General features: G+C 40.9%; 17 protein-coding genes. 11 read left to right on the forward strand and 6 right to left on the reverse strand.

The window, feature by feature from the left end:
• Positions 1 to 91: 91 nt before the first annotated feature.
• From ACXACJ_RS06300 to ACXACJ_RS06310, 3 genes are read left to right on the forward strand one after another with little or no spacing between them, the layout of a single operon-like run.
• A complete protein-coding gene (locus ACXACJ_RS06300; protein ID WP_475133474.1) occupies positions 92 to 1813 on the forward strand; it encodes a GMC family oxidoreductase in 1722 nt (573 codons plus the stop codon).
• Positions 1814 to 1817: 4 nt separating this feature from the next.
• Positions 1818 to 2513 (forward strand): gluconate 2-dehydrogenase subunit 3 family protein, encoded by a 696-nt coding sequence (locus ACXACJ_RS06305; RefSeq protein ID WP_475133475.1) that lies wholly within the window; start codon positions 1818 to 1820, stop codon positions 2511 to 2513.
• 24 nt (positions 2514 to 2537) lie between these two features.
• Complete coding sequence (locus ACXACJ_RS06310) at positions 2538 to 2927, forward strand: rhodanese-like domain-containing protein (protein WP_475133476.1); 390 nt, start codon at positions 2538 to 2540, stop codon at positions 2925 to 2927.
• A gap of 46 nt (positions 2928 to 2973) precedes the next feature.
• Here the strand turns inward: ACXACJ_RS06310 and ACXACJ_RS06315 are convergent, their stop codons facing one another.
• Both ACXACJ_RS06315 and ACXACJ_RS06320 read right to left on the reverse strand, forming a co-directional pair.
• Entirely contained in the window at positions 2974 to 3954 is a 981-nt protein-coding gene (locus ACXACJ_RS06315; protein WP_475133477.1) for an NADPH:quinone oxidoreductase family protein, read from the reverse strand.
• A 10-nt stretch (positions 3955 to 3964) separates the two neighbouring features.
• Entirely contained in the window at positions 3965 to 4159 is a 195-nt protein-coding gene (locus tag ACXACJ_RS06320) for a YwbE family protein (protein WP_475133478.1), read from the reverse strand.
• Positions 4160 to 4283: 124 nt separating this feature from the next.
• Here ACXACJ_RS06320 and lpxB point away from each other — a divergent pair, with 124 nt between their 5' ends.
• The 3 genes from lpxB to ACXACJ_RS06335 all read left to right on the forward strand — a co-directional run bounded on the left by lpxB (position 4284) and on the right by ACXACJ_RS06335 (position 8593).
• The gene (gene lpxB, locus ACXACJ_RS06325) at positions 4284 to 5420 is read left to right on the forward strand and encodes a lipid-A-disaccharide synthase (RefSeq protein ID WP_475133479.1); all 1137 of its coding nucleotides are present in this window, start codon (positions 4284 to 4286) and stop codon (positions 5418 to 5420) included.
• 81 nt (positions 5421 to 5501) lie between these two features.
• The gene (locus tag ACXACJ_RS06330) at positions 5502 to 6902 is read left to right on the forward strand and encodes an ATP-binding protein (protein ID WP_475133481.1); all 1401 of its coding nucleotides are present in this window, start codon (positions 5502 to 5504) and stop codon (positions 6900 to 6902) included.
• A gap of 26 nt (positions 6903 to 6928) precedes the next feature.
• Entirely contained in the window at positions 6929 to 8593 is a 1665-nt protein-coding gene (locus ACXACJ_RS06335) for an FAD-dependent oxidoreductase (protein WP_475133483.1), read from the forward strand.
• 5 nt (positions 8594 to 8598) lie between these two features.
• On the opposite strand, the gene ACXACJ_RS06340 is transcribed toward ACXACJ_RS06335, so the two are convergent.
• Positions 8599 to 8898 (reverse strand): hypothetical protein, encoded by a 300-nt coding sequence (locus ACXACJ_RS06340; RefSeq protein WP_475133484.1) that lies wholly within the window; start codon positions 8896 to 8898, stop codon positions 8599 to 8601.
• Positions 8899 to 8994: 96 nt separating this feature from the next.
• On the opposite strand from ACXACJ_RS06340, the gene ACXACJ_RS06345 reads away from it, so the two are divergent.
• Positions 8995 to 10458 carry an alpha-L-fucosidase gene (locus ACXACJ_RS06345; protein ID WP_475133485.1) on the forward strand — a complete coding sequence of 488 codons (1464 nt, stop codon included), beginning with the start codon at positions 8995 to 8997 and terminating at the stop codon, positions 10456 to 10458.
• On the opposite strand, the gene ACXACJ_RS06350 is transcribed toward ACXACJ_RS06345, so the two are convergent.
• The 3 genes from ACXACJ_RS06350 to ACXACJ_RS06360 form a co-directional block, all read right to left on the reverse strand.
• A complete protein-coding gene (locus ACXACJ_RS06350; protein WP_475133487.1) occupies positions 10455 to 10967 on the reverse strand; it encodes a GNAT family N-acetyltransferase in 513 nt (170 codons plus the stop codon). The genes ACXACJ_RS06345 and ACXACJ_RS06350 overlap by 4 nt on opposite strands.
• 79 nt (positions 10968 to 11046) lie before the next feature.
• Complete coding sequence (locus ACXACJ_RS06355; protein ID WP_475133489.1) at positions 11047 to 12294, reverse strand: DEAD/DEAH box helicase; 1248 nt, start codon at positions 12292 to 12294, stop codon at positions 11047 to 11049.
• 35 nt (positions 12295 to 12329) lie between these two features.
• Entirely contained in the window at positions 12330 to 12788 is a 459-nt protein-coding gene (locus ACXACJ_RS06360) for a GNAT family N-acetyltransferase (protein ID WP_475133491.1), read from the reverse strand.
• A 71-nt stretch (positions 12789 to 12859) separates the two neighbouring features.
• Between ACXACJ_RS06360 and ACXACJ_RS06365 the strand changes: the two genes are divergently transcribed.
• The 4 genes from ACXACJ_RS06365 (at position 12860) to ACXACJ_RS06380 (ending at position 15942) form a co-directional block, all read left to right on the forward strand.
• Positions 12860 to 13426 (forward strand): hypothetical protein, encoded by a 567-nt coding sequence (locus tag ACXACJ_RS06365; RefSeq protein WP_475133493.1) that lies wholly within the window; start codon positions 12860 to 12862, stop codon positions 13424 to 13426.
• Positions 13427 to 13559: 133 nt separating this feature from the next.
• Positions 13560 to 13976: a (4Fe-4S)-binding protein gene (locus ACXACJ_RS06370; protein WP_475133495.1), complete on the forward strand. Its 417-nt coding sequence runs from the start codon at positions 13560 to 13562 to the stop codon at positions 13974 to 13976.
• A 3-nt stretch (positions 13977 to 13979) separates the two neighbouring features.
• Entirely contained in the window at positions 13980 to 14987 is a 1008-nt protein-coding gene (locus ACXACJ_RS06375) for a LacI family DNA-binding transcriptional regulator (RefSeq protein WP_475133497.1), read from the forward strand.
• Positions 14988 to 15141: 154 nt separating this feature from the next.
• Positions 15142 to 15942 (forward strand): glycoside hydrolase family 16 protein, encoded by an 801-nt coding sequence (locus ACXACJ_RS06380; protein WP_475133499.1) that lies wholly within the window; start codon positions 15142 to 15144, stop codon positions 15940 to 15942.
• Positions 15943 to 15960 lie beyond the last annotated feature (18 nt).

Consider the following 15960-nt stretch of genomic DNA (forward strand, 5'->3'; position numbering starts at 1 on the left):
GTTAAGCGCCCACTCAAAAAAACTTCGAAAATAAAGGGGGACGGTTTGGATTGAATTCCTTAAATTTTCCCTCCAAAATCAAACTCACCTTATGCAAATTATTGAATCCTCAAAAGTTTATGACGTAGCGATTGTGGGCTCAGGAGCTGGTGGCGGTATGGCCACCAAGATTCTCTCCGAAGCCGGCTTTGACGTTGCGGTACTGGAAGCGGGACCATTTTTTGATCCGGCTAAAGATGAATACAGAAATCAACTTCGCTGGCCTTGGGAATCTCCTAGGCGTGGAGCTAGCTCGAACCGAAGATCTTTCGGTGACTTCGATGCTGCTTATGGCGGTTGGAACATTGAGGGCGAACCTTATACTACTGAGCCTGGAACTCGTTTCGCTTGGTTCAGATCTCGTATGTTGGGTGGTAGAACAAACCACTGGGGTAGGATTTCGCTTCGTTTCGGACCTCTTGATTTCAAAAGAAAAAGTCATGATGGACTAGGGGATAACTGGCCGATCGGCTACGAGGACGTTAAGCCTTATTACGATAAAGTAGATAAGCTCATCGGGGTTTTCGGAACAAAAGAAAACCTTCCGAACGAACCAGATGGTTTCTTTCTTCCTCCTCCAAAGCCAAGATTGCACGAACTTTATTACATCAATGGAGCGCGCAAAGCAGGTATTCCGGTAATCCCATCAAGGCTTTCAATCCTTACTAAAAGAATCAACAATCAACGTGGTAGCTGTTTCTATTGCGGTCAGTGTAACAGAGCTTGTATGGCTTATGCTGACTTCTCAGCAGGTACATGTTTGATTTTCCCTGCTCAAAGAAACGGTGGAAAAGTTCAGATTTTCACTGATGCTATGGTACGCGAAGTAACTACCGACAAAAATGGTAAGGCTACAGGCGTTAAGTACATCAATAAAGCTGAAAGAAAAGAGTACCACCTTAAGGCGAAGGTTGTAGTTATGGCAGCTTCTGCTTGTTCTACAGCACGTATTTTGTTGAACTCTAAGAGTAGCATTCACCAAGACGGTTTAGGAAACAGTAGTGGTTTGGTGGGAAAATACCTTCACGATTCTACTGGTGCTAGCCGTTCAGTTTTCATTCCTAAATTGATGGATCGTAAGATTTACAATGAAGATGGAGTAGGAGGTATGCACGTGTATACTCCTTGGTGGTTGAACGATAAGAAATTAGATTTCCCAAGAGGTTACCACATCGAAGTTTGGGGTGGAATGGGAATGCCAAGCTATGGCTTCGGATTTAACCCAAATAGCCTTAACGATATTGTTGGTGGCGAAATCGGTGGATATGGTGAAAACCTTCGTCATGATATCAGAAAGTATTACGGAGCAGTAATGGGCATTTCAGGAAGAGGAGAAAGTGTGCCTCAAAGGGAAAACCGTTGCGAAATCGATAAAGATACCGTGGATGAATGGGGTATTCCTGTTTTGAAGTTCAACTACAAATGGACTGAGCACGAAGTGAAGCAAGCCAAGCACATGCAAGATACTTTTGAAGAAGTTCTTTCAGCAACTGGCGGTATTCTTCTTGGCGATAAGCCAGGTGCCGACAGAGATTATGGTTTGACCGCTCCGGGTGAAATTATTCACGAAGTGGGTACTACAAGAATGGGTGACGACAAACGTGAGTCGGTAACGAACAAGTTTAACCAGCTTCACGATTGCGAAAACGTATTTGTTATGGATGCAGGTCCATTCGTTTCGCAAGCCGATAAAAACCCAACTTGGACGATCCTTGCTTTAGCTTGGAGAGCTTCAGATTATTTAATTGAACAAGTAAAACAGAGAAAACTATAAACTCATGGATAGACGCGATTCATTAAAATCTATACTTGTAGGTTCGGTTGCTAGTGGTTTGATGGTTTCGGGTGCCAATTTAGAGGCAGCTGAAAAGGCACAAGAGCAACTGCCAGGATATGGTAGAAACGAAAAGGAAAAACTTCACGACCAAAAAATCTTGGCTGAGAAGTTTTTGAACGAGCATGAGCTAGCAACAATTACTGTTTTAGTAGATCTTATTTTGCCAGCAAATGCCAATTTCGGTTCAGCAAGTGAGGCAGGTGTTCCTGATTTCATCGAGTTTATCGTGAAGGACATGCCTCATTACCAAATGCCTGTAAGAGGTGGTTTGGCTTGGATTGATAACCGTGCTAAAGACCTTTACGGAAAACTGTTTAAGGAATTGGATGTGAAGGAGCAAAAAGCAATTTGCGATTCCATTGCATACCCAGGAAAAACCGAAGCAGATTTATTGGCAGGTGAAAAATTCTTTACCACCATGCGTAACCTTACCATGACAGGATATTATACTTCTGAAATGGGAATCAAAGATTTGGGTTACAAAGGAAATACGCCAGGTGTTTGGGATGGAATTCCTGAAGATGTTTTAAAGCAACAAGGCATGTCATACGATCCAGAATGGATTGCCAGATGTGTAGACCAAAGCAAACGTACTGTGATTGCAGAATGGGATGCTGACGGAAACTTGTTGACCTAATTTGACTTTAAAAGACTTCTTAATATGAAAAATCAGGTTTTGAAAATATCGACTGTATTGCTGCTCAGTTCGGCTTTGGCTTGTTCGCCTAAAGTGGCTGAAAAAGTGAGTACGAATGAGTTTGAGACTATGATTGATGAAAAGCCTAAACTTCAACTGGTGGACGTTAGAACTCCACAAGAATATGAAGAGGGACACATTCCTGAAGCCATGCTCATCGATTTTAAATCGGAGAATTTTAGAGAGCAGCTCAAAGTTTTGAAGAAGCGAAAGCCAGTTGCTATTTATTGCCGTTCAGGTAATCGAAGCGGTCAAGCTTTTGAAATTCTGAAGGAAATGGGCTTTCGAAAAATTTATGATTTAGATGGAGGTATAACCGCCTGGCAGAAGGATGGTAAAGAAGTCAAAAAATAATAAAAGCCCCGAAAGGGGCTTTTTCTTTTCTGGATTAAAAGCAAGATCATTCCTTCACTTTTACCACATTCTTTCCAATAACTTTTCGTTCCATCAAATCCTGAATGGCTTGAGCACTTTCAGAAAGGCCATATACTTTATGGAGATGTTGAGATAGTTTTCCTTCCTCAATCCAGTTGAGGATTTGCTCAAAGTTTGCAGCGTTCTCTTCTCGTTGCTTTTTAGCAAAAGCACCCCAGAACACTCCCACAATAGCAGCACCTTTCAAAAGAGGTAAATTCATGGGGATAGAAGCCGGCTTACCTGCAGCAAACCCTACCACTAAATATCTTCCTTCCCAAGCTAAACAGCGTACAGCTGATTCCGTAAATTGATCTCCCACGGGATCGAAAACTACATCCACACCATTTTGATGGGTGATTTCCTTAACCTTAGTTTTTAAGTCTTCTTCAGCGTAATTTATGAGAACGTCAGCTCCTTTGGCTTTGCAAATCTCCAATTTGGCATTGTTCGATGCTGCAGCAATTACTTTAGCGCCCATCAACTTTCCGATTTGAACGGCAGCAAGCCCCACTCCGCCCGAGGCTCCTAAAACCAAAAGCGTTTCTCCAGCCTGCAATTTCCCTCTTTGCTTTAAGGCGTAAAGTGCGGTTCCACAATTGTACATAGTACTAGCCGCTGTAGTAAAGTCCATTCCTTCAGGAATATGAAACGTTTTACTGGCCTTGGCTAAAGCATTTTCTGCAAAACCACCCCAGCCCGTAAGCGCAAAAACAGAATCGCCAATGCTAAAGCCTTCTACATTCTTTCCAATAGCTTTAATTCTACCAGAAATTTCTCCTCCGGGCGAAAATGGAAGTTCTGGCTTAAACTGATATTTATTCTGAAGAATAAGTAAATCTGGAAAATTCACTCCACAGGCCTCAACTTCTATTAAAACTTGGTTTTCGGCTGGTTTTAGACTTTCTATTTCGGCCAATTCCAAGTTTTCAACAGAGCCAAATTCGGTGCAGATGAGAGCTTTCATGCGTTTTTGGTTATGACAGAATTTCTTTCACTCGGCCCACTTGGCCATCTTCCAATCGCACTTTAATACCATGTGGATGTTGAGGCGAATTGGTTAAAATATCCTTTACAAACCCATGAGTTAAGTTTCCAGATCTTTGATCTTGTTTTAACACAATGTTCACTTCCGTTCCAGGTTGAATGTCTGATCTTTTTCTTCCGTCCATATTCAAATATAACAGGCCTTTTTGAGTAAGAAATGAATAAGCATGAAAAGCCAAATCACAGCGTTTTCATTTGGCCGTATCTTTTTGATTATTGAGCGAGAACTCTGAAATTCGACCCAAGGATATGAAGTACTACATCATTGCAGGAGAAGCTTCTGGCGATATGCATGCCGCCAACTTAATGAAGCAACTGAAAAAGCGCGATTCAGAAGCCTTTTTTAGGGTTTGGGGAGGCGATAAAATGCAGGCTGAAACCAATGAAATGGTTAGGCATTTTAAAGACACCAGCTTCATGGGGATTTTTAAAGTGCTTTGGAACATCAGAACTATCAAAAGAAATTTCACGATTTGCGAAAATGATCTTCTTCAATTTCAGCCCGATGTTTTGATTCTAATAGACAATTCAGGCTTCAATTTACGTATCGCGAAGTTTGTTAAACTGTCTAAGCTCAATACTAGAATCTACTATTATATTTTGCCTCAGGCTTGGGCTTGGAAACAAAAACGAGTTCATACGATCCACCAATGGTGTCATCGGATTTTCGCCATTTTGCCGTTCGAGAAAGCTTTCTATAAGTCTTTCGGATATGATGTTGACTATGTCGGCCACCCAATTTTAGATGCGCTAGAACAGCGAAAACAGAACTTATTGGATTGGGATGCATTAAAAGCCAAACACAATTTAAATGATAAGCCATTAATCGCTTTGCTGCCCGGAAGTAGAAAGCAGGAGATTAAAACCAAGCTGCCCGCAATGCTTAAGGCGGTTAAGCATTTTCCTGAATACCAATTTGTGGTGGCTGGTTCTGAAACCATTGACAAATCGTTCTACGATGAATACTTGAATGATAATGTTAAGTTGCTCTTCCGCAGTACTTATGATATTCTTAACAATGCTACTGCGGCATTGGTAACCTCTGGTACTGCCACTTTGGAAACGGCCCTTTTCAGGGTGCCTCAAGTAGTTTGTTACAAACCTGGTTTTGTTACTTACCACTTGTTAAAACGCCTAGTGAAAATCAAATATATCTGTATGGTGAATTTGGTTTTGGATAAAATGGCTGTTCAAGAGCTGATAGAAAGTGATTTGAATGAGACTCGATTGGTGAAGGAACTGAGCTTAATTTTAGAAGGAAAAAGAAGAGAGCAGATGCTCGAAGATTATGACCGTTTGGAAGAAAAGCTCGGGGGAATAGGGGCTTCGGAAAGAACTGCAGAATTAATGATTCAAGATATTCATAGTCACATCTCTACATCTTAATATGTTCTTTCTGCTTGGCCTCAGAAACTTTTTTACCTTCAATTATGATTAGCATTTAAATGCCATCCAAATGACCAAACCATGAACAAAGAAAGTATTGTTAATCAGATTGCTTCATTTTCTATTTTTTCTGAAGTACCAAGAAACCAAATAGAATGGATGGTGAACCGAGGGCGTGTGGAATCGGTGAAAGCTGGTGATTACTATACCAAAAAGGGCGATCCGATAGATAAACTTCAGGTTTTGCTGTCAGGCAGTTTGAGCTTTAAACGTGAACAAAACGGTCAGTTTAAGGAGGTTTTTCATTTGGAAGTGGGCGAGATTTCCGGCCTTTTACCTTACAGTCGTGCACAATCCGCTTTGGGTTATGGAATGGCAGTTATGGATTCGGAAATGTTTGTGCTCGATAAAGATCATTTCCGTGACTTAATATGCGAGTGTCACGAACTTACCAGCATGTTGGTTCATCATATGACTGATAGGGTTCGGGATTTTACGCGATTTCAGCAGCAGAATGAAAAATTGATGGCGCTGGGCAAGCTTTCTGCGGGGTTGGCACATGAACTTAACAATCCTGCTTCGGCCATTGTGCGAAGTTCCGAATCTTTGGAAAAGCATTTAGGAAGTGTGCCAGAGAAGTTCAAAAAGGTGATTTCGATGAAAATCAGCCATAAGCAAGTCGACCTCTTGAATACCATTATGGCTGCAAAAAGTGGCTGTGGTGTAAACAGAAAAGAGTCTCTTATGGTGAGAACTCAACGCGAAGAAGAAATTACAGATTGGCTGGAAGAAAACGGTTATGGCGATCATTATCTTTTAGCAGAAACATTAGCCGACTTTGATTTTGGTGCTGAAAGGCTCAGCCAAATCAATGAAGGTTTAGATAAGGAAATGTTTCCCAAAGTGATGGCTTGGATTGATAATATGCTTACCACTGAACGCATGGTGAGTGAAATCAAAGAAGCATCCAGAAGAATTTCGAGCTTGGTGAATTCAATAAAAAGCTACTCGAATATGGATCGTTCTAATGAAAAAGAACTGACCGATATTCATGAGGGAATTCACAATACTTTGGTGATTTTGAATCATAAAATTAAGACACACAACATCAAGATTGAAGAGGAACTTGATGGTGAGTTGCCGAAAATAAAAGCGAGACCAGGAGAGCTAAATCAAGTTTGGACGAATATCATTGATAATGCGCTAGATGCCATGGAAAGTACCGGAGGCGAATTGAAGATTAAAACTTCGCATAACGGTGAAATGATCAGCGTTCAAATCATTGATTCTGGTGTTGGGATTGCAGAAGACATTCAAGACCGTATTTTTGAGCCTTTTTTCACCACAAAAGACATTGGTAAAGGCACAGGCCTTGGCCTTGATGTGGTTCATCGTATTATTCAATCGCATGATGGTAGCATCAGTTTGGAGTCTTCTCCAGGTCGCACCAAATTCGAATTCTGTTTACCAATCAATCAATAAATAAGCCTCAGTCAAAAGGTCAATTCATGAGCAAACAACCGATAATTTTTACCGTAGATGATGACGAACAGGTACTGGCCGCTATCCGAAGGGATATTCGTGCTGAATTCCGTTCCGATTATCGCGTAATGAGTACGACTTCTGCAAATGAGGCGCTTGAAGCATTGGTGGAACTGAAACAAAAAGGGGAGTCGGTGGCGCTTTTTCTTACCGATCAGCGTATGCCTGAAATGAGCGGAGTTGATTTTTTGGAGAAGGCCAGAGAAATCTATCCTGCAGCCAAAAGGGTTTTGCTCACTGCCTATTCCGATATCGATGCAGCCATTCGTGCAATCAATGAGGTTCAACTGGATTTCTACTTAACAAAACCTTGGGATCCGCCTGAAGAGAAGCTTTATCCCACACTGACAGATCTGTTGGATGAGTGGCAGATTCATCACATTCCTGAATTCAAAGGCATTCGCGTAGTTGGGTATCAACATTCGCCTAAAGCTCATGGCATCAAGGATTTTCTTTCCGGAAATCTGATTCCATATCAGTGGCTCGATTTTCTTCATGACGAAAAAGGGCAGGAATTAATTGAGGTTTCTGAACTGAGTAGCAAGGATTTGCCCGTAGTCTTTTTCGAAGACGGTTCTTTTTTACAGAATCCTAGAATGACTGAAATCGGAGAGAAAATTGGTTTGCGAAGCAAGGCAGCCGAAACCATGTATGATGTGGTGATTGTGGGAGCTGGCCCTGCTGGAATGGCCGCTGCGGTTTATGGTGGTTCGGAAGGTTTAAAAACTCTTTTGATCGAAAAACATGCTCCTGGAGGGCAAGCTGGGACAAGTTCTCGAATTGAAAACTATTTGGGTTTCCCTAAAGGTTTAAGCGGAGCCGAGTTGACAAGAAGGGCAATTACCCAGGCAACACGCTTCGGTATCGAATTCCTTTCTCCTCAAACGGTAGTGGGCATCGAAACTAGGGATCAATATAAAATTGTAAAGCTTGAAGATGGTGGATCGGTAAATACCAAGTCTGTAATCATCACTACGGGTGTTCAATACAGAAAACTGGAAGCTACTGGAATCAATGACTTTACTGGTGCAGGGATTTATTACGGAGCCGCAACTACTGAAGCGCACGCTTGTAAAGGTAAGGATGTGTACATTGTTGGTGGAGGAAACTCTGCAGGGCAGGCGGCCATGTATCTATCAAACTTTGCTAAAAAGGTTTATATCGTAATCAGAAAACCTGATTTGTCTAGCAGCATGAGCCAGTATTTGATCGACCAAATTAATGGAACGCACAACATTGAACTTCAACCTGAATCAGTAATCGATGCGGCCTATGGTGCTGAATATTTGGAGTGCGTAAGCGTGAAAAGTTTGGTTTCGGGAGAAGTAGTGAAAAAGCCTGCTGGTGCTCTTCTTATTTTTATTGGAGCACGACCGTATACAAGCTGGACTGGTGAATCAGTCATGAAAGATGATCGTGGCTTTGTACTGACTGGCGGGAATGTGGCTAAGCAAGAAAGCTTTAAAAAGCTCTGGAAAGATCAACGCGAACCTGCTATGTTGGAAACAAGTACTCCCGGCATTTTTGCTGCCGGAGATGTAAGATCTGGCGCCATGAATCGTGTTGCTTCAGCTGTTGGAGAAGGAGCAATGGCTATAAAATTCGTTCATGAATATTTGGCTAGAATTTAAGCTAATTACCACTTTCCGTAGAATTTAGAAATATCGAAGTAGTACACTACTCGTGTGCCATCTGGCTTTTGATAGGTGAGAAGATCGTATGGTTTTCGTTTTTCAAAAGCCAGAGATTGGCCTAAGAACTGACAATCCGGGCATTGCTTTTTAGCGAAGTCATATTCTTGTTCAATTTTAGAAACCTGAAGTGCCCTTTCGAAAGAACTGGCATCATTTTCAGCAGAATTGTAAGGTAACTTGGCACATCCATTCAAACAGAATAGCACAAAAATAAAAAGAGACAATTTTGAATATCTGTTCATAGCTTTTCTTGAGTTCTTCAATCTACCTGAAATTTATATAGAATTGGCAACGATTGAAATGTTTGTACTTGCTATCTTCAAGCAGAAACCAAGACTATGAAATTCAATACGCTACTGATTTTTTGCGCAATTTTATGCTGCGCGTCCTGTAAAAAAGATGTTCCGCCACCGGTTCCTGTAGGGCCACTTCCAAGTCCGCAACAATTGGCATGGCACGATATGCAATATTATGCGTTCGTGCACTTCAACATGAACACTTTTACCGATATGGAATGGGGTTTGGGCGGAGAGTCACCTGCAACTTTTAATCCTACCGAACTCGATACAAGGCAATGGGCAAAAGTGGCCAAAGATGCGGGAATGAAAGGCATAATTCTTACCGCAAAACATCACGATGGTTTTTGTCTATGGCCATCCGCTTTTACTGAACATTCAGTGAAAAATAGCCCTTGGAAGAATGGAGAAGGTGATGTGATTAAAGAATTGGCAGCAGCGTGTAAAGAATATGGTTTGAAAATGGGGCTTTATCTTTCGCCTTGGGACCGAAACCACGCTGACTATGGAAAGCCAGAATATATTACCTATTACAGAAATCAACTTCGTGAATTATTGACCCAATACGGAGATGTTTTTGAGTTGTGGGTAGATGGCGCTAATGGTGGAGATGGCTATTATGGCGGAGCGAATGAAACCAGAAATGTGGACAGAAAAACCTATTATGACTGGGACAATACGTTTGCCTTGGCCAAAGAGCTTCAGCCTGATATTGTTGTTTTTAGCGATGGTGGTCCGGATGTGCGTTGGGTAGGCAATGAAAATGGCTTTGCTGATGCTACAAACTGGGCACCTTTAAGGAAAGCCGAATTTGCTCCAGGTATTGGCCCTTATCAACAACTGACTTCTGGACATGAAGATGGAACTGATTGGGTTCCTGCAGAGTGTGATGTTTCGATTCGTCCGGGATGGTATTACCACGAAAGCCAAGATGAGGAAGTGAAAAGCCTTTCTCAGCTTCTTGATATTTACTATAAGTCAGTTGGCCGAAATGCCAATCTTTTGCTCAATTTACCTGTGGACAGGAGAGGTCTTGTACATGAGAATGATGTAGCCGCGCTGATGGAATTAAGAAAAGCCTTGGGTGAAACTTTCAGCAATAATTTGGCAGAAGGCGCTTCTATTCAAGCTTCAAACACCCGAGGAAGCCAGTATGCTGCGGAAAATGTTTTGGATGGAAAGTCTGATACTTATTGGGCTACCGATAATGAAACTATCAATAGCTCGCTTGAAATAGATTTTGGTAAACCAGTAACATTCAACAGACTTCTATTGCAGGAGTATGTGGAGCTTGGTCAAAGAATTGAAGAGTTCACGGTTGAGGCGAAAACTGAAAATGGATTCGAGAAAATTGCTAGTGAAACCACCATTGGCTATAAAAGAATTCTTAGGTTGAAAGAAGTTACTACAGAGGCGATTAGAATCACTTTTGTGAAAGCGAAAGCCAGCCCAGTGATTTCAAATATTGAAGTTTATAGCGCTACAACAGAACCTGTAATGGATTAAAGCGGACGCCTCATAAGGTGATCCTTTTGAAGGTCAGAACCTAATTTGAAAGGATGCTCAGCAAATTTTACAAAGCCATTGGATTTATAAAATTCAATGGCTTTGTAGTTTCTTTCCCACACACCAAGCCATATGTATTTGAGTTTATGACTGACTGCCTGATCTAAAGCAAAATCGAAAAGCATTTTGCCAAAACCCTTTCCATGATGCTCTTGGTCTACATAAATGCGCTCTATTTCTAAGCTATCGCTGTCGTTTAAATCCGATTGTGCAGGAGCAAAATTGAGTTTTAAGTAGCCAATCGTTTCTTCCCCATCTTTCAGAAAATAGAAGAAAGAACCGTCAGTTTTAAGCTCATGTTCGAGCTTTTCTTTTGTCATGGCTTTGGCAATGTACGACTCTACATTTTCAGCGAGATTATCGACCAAAAAGGTTTCTGAGAAAGTTTTAATAGAGAAGTCTCTCAATTCGTCAACTTGAGAAGGTTCACATGTGCTGATTTTTGCCATTTCTAAATTTCAAGAATTACTTGAAATAAACCATGTTTTTGTTTGAGTATTTCTTTAGGGAAATGAAGGAGAGAAGCTTCTATTTTTTCTTTTTCTTACCCTTTTTCTTTTTCCAGTTTTCTTCTTCAGCGGCTGCTTCTTTCATTAAGAATTTCCAATTATCAGAATTGTCTTCTGATACATCTAGGGTGTACTGGTAATCACTTTTAGAAATTTCTAGGCGGTTAATCGCTTTGCCTAAATTGTTCTCTATTTCTTCCAGAACAGGGAGCTCTTCTGTACTGCAAAACGATACCGCTTGCCCTTTCTGACTTCCTCGGCCTGTTCTTCCCACACGGTGAACATAATTTTCAGAAGTATCAGGCAGATCATAGTTTACTACATACTCCACATTCGGAATGTCGATACCACGGGCACTCACATCCGTGGCAATTAATATTTTCAGCTCCCCGCTTCTAAAAGCCCTCATGGTAGCTTCTCTTTCTTTTTGAAGCTTATCGCTGTGGATGGTATCAGTGACAATATCCACGCGTTCCATCGCTTTTTTCACTCTTTCGGCCCGAACTTTCGTTCTCACGAACACCAAGATTTTCTTTTCACTATGTTGCTTGATAAGTCCTTCTAAAAAGAAGCGTTTATCATCCATTTCAATAAAAGCAACCGCGTGATCGATGTTTTTGGCAACAGGGTTTTTAGGCGAGATTTGAATTCGGATGGCGTTGGTAACCAAAGAATAAGCTAATTCTTTAATTTTTTCATTAATGGTAGCCGAAAAGAAAAGGGTTTGCCTTCTTTTAGGAAGGTGCCTCATCAAATCGCGAATATCTTTAATAAAGCCGAGGTCGAGCATGTGGTCAGCTTCATCGAGAATTAGAATTTCTACGCGATTCAGTTTTAAATGACCTTGACTAACCAAGTCGAACATTCTGCCAGGAGTAGCTACTAGAACATCTACGCCCTTGTTTAGCTGTTTGATTTGAGGTTCTTGATCTACGCCACCATGAATACAAAAAGTTGTTATTCGAGTATGCTTGCCAAGGGTATGAAAAACACTTTCGATCTGAAGTGCCAATTCGTGGGTAGGGGCCATCACCAAGCATTTAACGCCATCGGGTCTGCCAGCAATTTTTCTTTCTTGCAAAATGTGCAAAACAGGAATGGCAAAAGCAGCCGTTTTACCTGTTCCGGTTTGAGCAATAGCCAAAACATCTTCCCCTTTAAGAATCGGAGGAATAGATTTGAACTGAATGTCAGTTGGTTTTTTATAACCCAGTTTGGCAATGCTGGTTTTTATGCCATCGGCAATTCTGTATTGATCAAATCTCATAACGCTTTTTCCAAACCGCAAAGATACCGCTTATTCTAACTTCTTTTCATGAAAGGCAAAAACCTTCCTTTTGGAAGGCTTTCTTTTAACTCAATGGTAATAAAACCTTCCTTTTTATAGAACTCTTCGGCATTAGGATCGGCCAATACAAAAATGGGTTTTTCTTCCAAAGTAGTTTCTGCTAACGATCTCCTAAGTAACTTTCTGCCTAAACCTTGGCCAATATTTTCGGGCAAAATCCAGAGGTGCATAATTTCGTAATCATGTTCATTTGCTTGGATTGCACAAAAACCTTCAACAGATTTTTTCTTACAAATCACGAAAGTGCTAAAGCGTTGTAGGTCATCGGTGGAGAAACTCAAGTCTTCTTTCCAAGCTTCCATCCATGAGGCTGGGTAACCCCAATATTGCTTTGCTTCCCAAGCAATTTGATTAAGCTTTGGCAAATCTTCATTTTTGGCTCTTCTGATTTCAGATGAAAGTATCTTCTCCATAAATATGGAAGAAGATACACTAAAATTATTATTCTACGGTTTGCCATGCTGTGGTTTGCAACAGAGATAAGATGGTTTTACTTTTCGCCATGATTCGAAAGCTGGTTCTGATGAGTATGTTGATTTCATTTGGGATAATTCCCATTGTGGCGCAGCATCAATCGAAACAGGTGAATGAACTGCCGCAAATTGAATGGAATGCAGAGCGCCCTTTAACTTGGCAGGATTACACGTTTCGAAGGTTTAGAAGAACAGGTAAGCTTGCGATAACGTCTGTGAAACATTCCATAGTGGGTTATAAAAGGCAAGGCCAGCTTGAGTTTGATGTTAAGGTGCTTTTTGTGCCAGCCGATTCGTGGACAACCGATACTACCGATGTCGCGCTCTTGAACCATGAAAGATTACACTTTGATATTGGCGAATTGTACCGAAGGAAAATTGCGGTGAAGATTCAAGAATTGAAGAAAAGAGGAGAGAAGAAAGAAGCCGTTTATAAAGAAGAGGTGAAAAATCTTTTGAGTGAATTCAATGTTTTTTCGAAGCGATACGACTACGAAAGCAAAAATGGGAGAGATGTTGAAGAGCAGTTGGCTTGGGAAAATCGCATCAGGAGCGAATTGGAACGTTTGCATAAATAAATTAACATGTTAACATGTTATTCGATTGCTATTTTGCCTTGATTTGAATAATCATCCATCCTACGGTTTTTATAGGTTGACGTCTTCTTTATTTTCCAATTTTAAATTAATTTCAATTTGGTAATGCTTAAAAATGGCCGATGAACTAATTATAAAGGAGTATAGCAACGGTGAAATCACCGTAGTTTGGCAACCAGAAAAGTGTATTCATTCGGGAATTTGTTTGAGGGGATTACCTCAAGTTTTCAACCTTAAAAAACGACCTTGGGCCGATGTGACCCAAGCAAGCTCAACTGAAATTGTAAACCTTGTAAAAGAATGTCCTTCTAAGGCACTTTCAATAAAAGGAGTTAAATTCAAGGAGCAAGGCAATAGCTCAACTGAAGTTATTGTCATTCCTCACGGCCCAATAATCATTAAGGGAGGGGCAACCGTGAAGAATATCAGAAACGAAAGCGAAGTTTTTAACGAAACCATTTCGTTTTGCCGCTGTGGTAGGTCTGCAAAGCATCCCTATTGCGATGGTACTCATGCCCAAAAGACAAATTAGACTATGCCAGTAACTATAAAAGACATCGCCAACGAGTTAAAGATTTCACCTTCAACCGTTTCCAGAGCGTTAAACGACCACCCTAATATCAGTGATGAAACCAAAGCGCTTGTTTCGGCAAAAGCGAAGGAAATGCACTATCAAACCAATTTTATTGCAGCTGGTTTGAGAACCCGAAAGTCAAATTCCATTGGTATTTTGGTGCCCCACATCACTAGTTCTTTCTTTTCAGCTGCAATCGATGGAATTCAAAAGGTGGTGAGCGATCATGGATACTTTACCATCATTTGTCAATCGAATGAAAACTATCATGATGAAATCGATCAGATCAGGTCGTTGCTTTCTTGTAAAGTAGAAGGCGTAATTCTATCACTTTCCAGCGAAACTCGCGATTTTGAACACTTAAAGGCATTGGAAGCTTACGAAACACCTTTCGTTTTCTTCGATAGAGCTGCGCCATCTTTTGATACGCCAACAGTAGAAGCAAACGACTTTGAAGGCGGTTATCAAGCGGTGGAGCATTTGATCAAAAGGGGCAGAAAAAGAATCGCTCACTTAGGCGGCCCTGCCGAACTGGGCATTAGCCAGAGAAGATATCAAGGTTACATTGAGGCATTGAAGAATTATAATTACCCTGTTGAAGAGGAAAATGTAATTTTTACCGATCCAGAAGTAAAACACGACAAGGAAATTGAAGCCTTATTTACCGATCGCAAGAAAATGCCAGATGCTCTGTTCACCTTCAGTGATGAGTTGGCTGTAGAGGCCATTATTAAATTGAAGAAAATGGGATTGAATGTTCCTAAAGATGTTTCTGTAGTAGGTTTTGGCGATAGTAACCTTTGTGAAATTGTTGAACCAAACCTTACAAGTGTTACCCATGAGCCTCGCATTATGGGAGAGGCAGCTGCTGAATTATTGTTCAAAGTGATTCAAAAGCGCCACATTCCTAAGCATGAAAAGCATATGAAGTTTGATTCGCGTGTGGTAATTCGCGATTCTTCCAGATAATTCAATCTTTCAAAAGATTAACCAACGGCCCCACCAAAATGCGTGGGGCTTTTTGAATACCAGCATTTTTAGGGAGGCGATTTTTTATTACAGCTAAAGGCTGAACCTTATCGTTAAAGTCGAATTTTATTTTCAATCAATAAATCAAATAATTATGAAAAATTGGATGGCGTTAATCATCCTTACAGTAGGTTTTGGAACCGCTGCTTGTAGCCAGAACGATGGCCCAAAATTAGTTTGGAGTGATGAATTCAACGATTCTGGTGCTCCTGATAACAGTAAGTGGAATGTGTATGTAGGAGATGGTTGTCCACAAGTTTGCGGTTTCGGGAATCACGAGCTTCAATATTATACCGACAATTCTAAAAACGTTAAAATTGAAGATGGCAACTTGGTAATTACTGCCTTGAAAGAGAAAAAAGGGCAAAGGGATTATACATCTTCAAAACTGACGAGCAAGGGCAAAGGCGATTTTAAATATGGAAGAATTGAAATCCGAGCTCAACTTCCTGAAGGCTTAGGCACATGGCCAGCATTATGGATGCTTCCTACTGAAAACACCTATGGTGGATGGCCCAGAAGTGGTGAAATTGATATTATGGAACACGTTGGGTACAACCAAAACACAGTTTACGGAACAGTGCACACAGAATCTTTCAATCATACCAAGGGCACGCAAAAAGGCGATTCTTTAGTAGTGTCTACAGCTTCTTCAGAATTTCATGAATATGCCATTGAATGGCGCGAAGATAAAATTGAGTGGTTTATAGATGGAGAACATTACCACACTTTTGAAAATACAGGAAAGGGATCTGACGATTGGCCTTTCGATCAGCCGCATTATATCATTTTCAATGTTGCCGTTGGTGGCGATTGGGGAGGTAAATATGGAGTTGACGATAGCATCTGGCCTCAATCTATGAAAATAGATTATGTCCGTGTATATGAATTTTGATATCTTGTCAGATTAACT

This window comes from Roseivirga sp. AWQ4_251, from assembly GCF_056158225.1.